This is a genomic window from Calothrix sp. CBUCES-K 9914, from assembly GCF_059640475.1.
In genome coordinates, this window is record NZ_JBXXZH010000396.1 from 1 (window position 1) to 5,860 (window position 5,860).

Consider the following 5,860-nt stretch of genomic DNA (forward strand, 5'->3'; position numbering starts at 1 on the left):
CCTGGTATTTGAAGTCTAACTGAAAAATACACTCCACATTTCTGATGGTAAATAGCATAAGTTATCAACCGCCTGTAGATAAACTCCTGACTCTTGGTTCGCAGCAGTTGAATGATGTTGCAGAATTAGGTATTGTTACTGAGCATATTCCTGATTTAATTAAAATGGCGGTTGATGACGAATTGCTAGGCGCCGCTAATGATTATTATGCTTGGGCGCCAGTTCACGCTTGGCGTATATTAGGGGAGCTACAAGCAACTGACGCAATAATTCCATTAATACAATTGTTCGAGCTAAAAGATAATGATTTAGTCAACGAAGAACTGCCCAAAGTTTACGGCAAGATAGGTACTGCGGCAATTGGGGCACTTGCAGAATATCTAACTCAAGAGCAAAATCAGCTTTTAGCGCGCGTTACTGCCATTAACAGTCTAGAAGAAATTGCTAATCAACATCCTGATGCTAGTGATCAAGTTAAGAGTGTACTAACTCAAAGTTTACAATCATGTAACCAAAATCCAAGCGAACTCAATGGATTTATTATAAGTACCCTTATTAATTTACAGGCAGAAGAAGCGGCGCCTGTAATAAAATACGCATTCAACACAAACCAAGTTGCTGAAGACATTGTAGGTAACTGGGACGAAGTACGAGAAAGTTTAGGTATAAGTTCAGACGAAGAAGTTCAAGAGTTTATACCAACTCCGCCACCTAGCATTACAGAAGCGTCTTCACCAGATGAAGAAGAGGGAAGCGAAGATGAAATTAATGCTTTAATTGATTTAGTAGCAGAAGTGACTGAGACAAAAACCTCAACTCCAGAAAATGTGCTTCCGACAAACGAGTTAGCTTCCGAAGTCGTTAACACAGAAGCTCAAACTCAAGAAAATGCACTTTCAACAAATGAGTTAGCTTCCGAAGTTGTTGAGACACAAACCTCAACTCCAGAAAATGAACTTCCTACAGACGAGTTAGCTTCCGAAGTTGTTGAGACACAAACCTCAACTCCAGAAAATGAACTTCCGACAAACGAGTTAGCTTCCGAAGTTGTTGAAACACAAACTCAAACTCCAGAAAATGAACTTCCTACACCTGAGTTAGCTTCCGAAAAATATAATACGCAATTACTACAAAATAAACCAGAAGTACAACAGGAAATTATTAATATAGAAGAAAATCTAACTAATACTATAGATAAGGTAGAAGACGAGATAGAAGAAGTTGCATCTGAGATTGAAGTTAGTCAAGAAATACAAGTAACTGATGAAGCATCAACTCAAGTCGATGAATTGCACAAACAAACCAAGGACGATAAAATCGAAGCTGTTAGTGTTGAATCTTTTGAAGAATTAGACTCATTAGAACAAGAAGAAGATAATAAAGGTTTTGGGCGCCCTGGCACAAGTAAAGAGAAACCACAGAAACCAGAGAAACCACAGAAAGCAAAGCCAAGCAAAAAGAAAAAGCGTGGTTTCAGCGATTTATAATTGGTAAAGGTAATTAATTTATGAATATTCGTTGTGAAACTTCGTCAGATTATCCAAAAATAGCAGAAGTAATCACCGACGCTTTTGGACAGTCAAACGAAGCTATACTTGTCGAAGCAATACGTAGTTCAGAAAATTATATTCCTGAACTTTCCTTAGTTACTGAAATTGAGAACAATATTGTCGGTCATATTCTATTTAGCTATATACATCTTCTAAGTAAGGAAACTTTACTGGTGTTAGCTCTGGCGCCAGTAGCAGTATCACCACAGTTTCAAAACCAAGGTATAGGAACTGCTTTAGTACAATATGGATTAGAAAAAGCAGACGAATTAGAAGAGGCACTAGTTATTGTACTTGGTCATCCCTCATTTTATCCTCGTTTTGGCTTTGTTCAATCAACTTACTACGGGATAGAATCACCATTTGAAGTTCCAGCAGAAGCTTTTATGGTCAAACCATTGAAAAACTATGAAGTAAAATATACGGGTGAAGTTATTTATCCAAAAGCATTTCAGAATGTCTAAGAAACCCGGTTTCAAGAAATGCTGCTACTTGTATTATTTTAGCTTCGTTGTAAGGCGCCGCTATTAACTGTACACCTAGGGGTAAAGCGTTTGGGCGCCGAATTGGAATTGATAAAACTGGTAGACCAATAAAGGATAATGGTTGTGTAAATTGTCCCAGGTATGGACGCACTAAAATTTCCTCACCTTCTAATATCATGGTTTGTTGACCTATTAAAGGCGCCGAAATAGGTGTAGTTGGGGCGATAATTATATCTACGTTTTGGAATATTTCTCTAACTTTATCGCGATACCATTTTCTAAATCTTTGTGCTTGTATATACCAGTTACTTGGAATTAAGGTGCCTGCTAAAAATCTATCGCGCGTTTCTGGGTCAAAGTCTTGGGGACGAGAGCGAAGTTTATCTAAATGTAAATTGGCGCCTTCTGATGCTGTAATAATAAATGCGGCTGCGCGCGCGCGGTTTGCTTCGGGAATGGTAACGTAATCTTTGACGTTTAATGCGTCGGCTACTTTTTGAACTGCTGCAAATGCTTCTGGTTTAGCTTTTTGATTGAAATAATCATCAGCAATAGCAATTTTAATACCATCAATATTATGTAGAGACGCGACATGTCGCGTCTTTACACATGGACGTGTTGTACAAACAGGGTCTTTATCATCTGCACCTTGCAATACATCAAATGCTGCTGCTATGTCACGAACCGAAAGTGCAAACGGGCCAATATGGTCAAAGCTACTAGAAAATAACGCTGCACCCGCGCGAGATAATCTACCATAAGTTGGTTTAAAACCATATACACCACACAAAGCTGCTGGAACTCGTATCGAACCATTAGTATCACTTCCTAAAGTTAATGAAACCAAACCAGCAGCAACAGCAGCAGCAGAACCTCCCGATGAACCACCAGCTACACGAGTAATATCATTCGGGTTACTTGTGGCGCCATAATGAGAGTTTTCTGTAACAAAACCGTAAGCGTACTCATCCATATTTAGCGAACCTACAAGTATTGCACCTGCTTGCTTCAACTTTGCTACAGCAGTTGCATCTCGTGTAGCTGCTGGGTTTTCTGCATTTATTTTGGCGCCAGCGAGCGTTGTTAAACCTTTAATATCAAATAAATTTTTGACAGCAAACGGGACACCAGCAAGAATACCCGTGTCCTCACCCTTCTGTATTTGATTATCTATTTTTTCAGCATCAGCTAAAGCAGTTTCAGTGATGACAGTTGTAAAGCAGTTTAGTTCAGTATCGCGCGTTTGAATGCGTTCAAGCGTAGCGCGCACAACTTCGACTGCTGTCACTTCGCGTGCTTTTACCGCAGTTGCTATTGATGTCGCGTCGGTTAAATTTAGATTCATTACTTAATAATATTACGCAACCGCACGCTTTGCTTTTTGAGTAACAGCTTTTTGCATAGTTCTGATTAATTGTAGATTTTTTATATTCGGACAGGCGAGACACCTATCCTACGTGATATTTATTTAAGGTTCAAAAACAGGTGCCGCTTCAACATCTTCAGGCAACTCAAACTCATTAACAAGTTTTGCTATATTACCTATCCGTTCAAAATTAGCAACAACTCCATCCTTATATTCATCACGTAACTTCAAATCAACCAACAAAGCCATCATCTCAACATACACCTTAACATCTAATTCTTTCTCTTCCATCTTCTTCCCCTCTTCTCTTTGTGTCCTTTGTGCCTTTGTGGTTCCTTCATTAAATCCTCATTGCAGCACCAGGACCTAAAGGATGGTGCCCAAATGCGAGAAATATAACGGTGCCAAGAGGAACAAGTACAACATAACCAGCATCAGAAGCCACATTTGCCATCACACCAGCAAAAATTACCACTGGAGTAATTAACTTCCTAGGCGTAATCATTACAACTTCACGTAAAAGCGTAGATAATAAACCAGTAGCTTCAGCAACCCCCACACCCAACATAGCTACTAACACAGTACCCAAAGGTGGAAACTCAACAAAATTCTTTACCGCTTGCGTAAATATTCGCCGAACGCTATCGGGTGTAAGTAATGATACAGCCGCAACAGTTTTGTTCGTACCAGGGTGAACAACCGATAAATTTGTAGACGCAGCTATTGCACTGACCACAATCACAAAAAGTGAGAGTATGAAAAAGAGTGTAAGTGGGTCAGGCAGCTTATTACCTAGCTCCTCAATAAAAGCTAGAGACTTTTCGACCCATGTTGACTTTGCCTGGTTTGTTGATGCATCTTTTGTATCTGGCACTAGTCTAGCCCTGAATATATATGTATGAATTATGACTTTAACTACTAATTAATCTATAAAGTTGTAATTTACACTACTTTTTTAGCATTCTTGTGGAGCGGGTATCCCTGCCCGCCTTAGTAGAAATGAAACGGGCAAGGATGCCCATTCCACAAGAAACTTAATCATCTTACAAAATAGTTATTACGAGCTTCAAAATCGATAGTTTGATACACTGCGTCAATATTCAAGGCGCCATAAATATGTGGAAAAAGTTCATTATCAGCAAGTTCATACTTAACTGAGCTTTTCACTTTATCTACATCTATATAAAGTATTATCAAACCAGTTTGATTTTTAAAAAATCTATCTGCTGTTTTTAGAACCTGTGCAGGTGTAGAGCAATGAATAAAACCCTCAGTTAAAATAGAATCAGCCTGATAGTTGCCTGTTATTAGTGCTTCTTCCCAAACTTGGCGCCGTATAATGTGATGAATTGTCTTCATACTTTAAATTCTGAATACTGGAGATTTAGGATGTCTGGGATTTGGAATTAAGCATCTGTTTTTACAATCCACTAGTAAATCTAATGCTTCCAAAACAGTTTGACCAATTAACACGTCGTTACCTGTAACTAATGCGCTTTCAATTGTTTCACGCCCTTCTAATCTAATAATTACAGCTTCGTTTACACCAATACTCTCTTCTCTACCATCTGCATATTGAGCTAATTCTTGACCTCTAATTTCTAAACCAAGCTGTTCTACTATTCGCATTGGCAATACTGTACGTACAGCACCAGTATCTACAAGCCCTGTTGTTTCGTATACTCTCAGTTTATTTGGATTCAATGACCAACGTTTTATTAACAGTTCATCAGAATAGTTTACAAATGTCACTTTGACCCTGACTTCTCCCATATCTTTACAAGCTACCCAATTAGAACGATTAAAATCTAACATGATTAGTACCTCAGTAAAAGTATTTATGTATCAATCATAACCAACAAAGTATTTTTAGTTGTATGAAGCATTCAAATACTAGCTGGGACACAAAAGTCTGGAGCGCATAAACCCAATATTTTTAAGGTAGTTACTTCCAAGGTATTTAGGTTTACCTTTCTAATAGCATGATTGTTAGTGTCTGCTATATACAAGTTCGAGTTTAAAGCGCTTAGTCCTGAAGGTTCAGAGAAGTTAATATCACTGGCGCCATTACCTAGCACTGTTTTGCATTCACCCGTTTTGGGATTAACTAACTTGATTTTATGATTATAAGTGTCAGCAACCCAAAGATTACCTTGTGTATACTCTACACCCATACAATGTTGTAATCTTACTTCTTCTGCAATACCGTCTTTATCACCAAATAGATATAAATCACCACCACCACAAATTGTTATAACTTTGCCAGTTTCTAAGTTAATAGCACGAATTGAACTACTTTCACTGTCTGCTACGTATAATAAATGACTGTTAATTGTAATACCACTTGGTTGAGCAAATACTGAGGTATCTAACTCACCATCAAAACAAGCTTCGGCGCCAGTACCAGCGTAAGTCCTAATTATATTAGTTTCCAAGTCCATCATCCATATTTGGTGTAC

At 38.3% G+C, this 5,860-nt stretch carries 8 protein-coding genes; 2 read left to right on the top strand and 6 right to left on the bottom strand.

Going from position 1 to position 5,860, the window contains the following annotated elements:
• The first annotated feature begins 44 nt into the window (after positions 1-44).
• Both AC2JBO_RS42250 and AC2JBO_RS42255 read left to right on the top strand, forming a co-directional pair.
• The gene (locus tag AC2JBO_RS42250) at positions 45-1,487 is read left to right on the top strand and encodes a hypothetical protein (protein WP_496959606.1); all 1,443 of its coding nucleotides are present in this window, start codon (positions 45-47) and stop codon (positions 1,485-1,487) included.
• Between the two features lie 20 nt (positions 1,488-1,507).
• Positions 1,508-2,014 (top strand): GNAT family N-acetyltransferase, encoded by a 507-nt coding sequence (locus AC2JBO_RS42255; RefSeq protein WP_496959607.1) that lies wholly within the window; start codon positions 1,508-1,510, stop codon positions 2,012-2,014.
• Here AC2JBO_RS42255 and AC2JBO_RS42260 read toward each other — a convergent pair.
• From AC2JBO_RS42260 to AC2JBO_RS42285, 6 genes are all read right to left on the bottom strand, one after another.
• A complete protein-coding gene (locus AC2JBO_RS42260; protein WP_496959608.1) occupies positions 1,983-3,380 on the bottom strand; it encodes an AtzE family amidohydrolase in 1,398 nt (465 codons plus the stop codon). The genes AC2JBO_RS42255 and AC2JBO_RS42260 overlap by 32 nt on opposite strands.
• A gap of 123 nt (positions 3,381-3,503) precedes the next feature.
• Positions 3,504-3,692 carry a DUF4089 domain-containing protein gene (locus AC2JBO_RS42265; protein WP_496959609.1) on the bottom strand — a complete coding sequence of 63 codons (189 nt, stop codon included), beginning with the start codon at positions 3,690-3,692 and terminating at the stop codon, positions 3,504-3,506.
• Between the two features lie 49 nt (positions 3,693-3,741).
• Positions 3,742-4,275 carry an AbgT family transporter gene (locus tag AC2JBO_RS42270; protein ID WP_496959610.1) on the bottom strand — a complete coding sequence of 178 codons (534 nt, stop codon included), beginning with the start codon at positions 4,273-4,275 and terminating at the stop codon, positions 3,742-3,744.
• Between the two features lie 164 nt (positions 4,276-4,439).
• Positions 4,440-4,760 carry a DUF952 domain-containing protein gene (locus AC2JBO_RS42275; protein ID WP_496959611.1) on the bottom strand — a complete coding sequence of 107 codons (321 nt, stop codon included), beginning with the start codon at positions 4,758-4,760 and terminating at the stop codon, positions 4,440-4,442.
• 3 nt (positions 4,761-4,763) lie between these two features.
• Complete coding sequence (locus AC2JBO_RS42280; protein ID WP_496959612.1) at positions 4,764-5,216, bottom strand: clan AA aspartic protease; 453 nt, start codon at positions 5,214-5,216, stop codon at positions 4,764-4,766.
• A 71-nt stretch (positions 5,217-5,287) separates the two neighbouring features.
• Positions 5,288-5,860 (bottom strand): NHL repeat-containing protein (locus tag AC2JBO_RS42285; RefSeq protein WP_496959613.1); only part of this gene is annotated, 573 nt, incomplete at its 5' end.